Annotated in this window: 1 protein-coding gene; it reads right to left on the bottom strand. The window is 62.7% G+C overall.

What is annotated here, in order from left to right:
- Window positions 1-263: transposase (locus AC0L3B_RS39665; protein ID WP_473383321.1), on the bottom strand; the 263-nt coding region annotated here is incomplete at both ends.

A 263-nucleotide genomic window follows, 5' to 3' on the forward strand; every position in this document is an offset into this window, starting at 1 on the left:
TCTCGGCGATGTTGGTACAGGCGAGCGATCGACGAAGCTCCTTCGGCAGCTTCAACCGGACGACAGTCAGGATTTCGTCGAGGCCTTCGAGGATGCTGGCCGCGACGCCGGGCCATTGCTGGTCGAGGCGACGCGCGAGATTGTGGATCAATTTTTCAGCCTTGTCGGCGTCATCGAGCTCCCACGCCTGGCGCAGCACCCGACGGGTGGGCGCATGATGCTCTTTCGGCAGGCGTTCCATGATGTTGCGCGCCTTGTGGACC

Source organism: Bradyrhizobium sp. Kon56, from assembly GCF_055807635.1.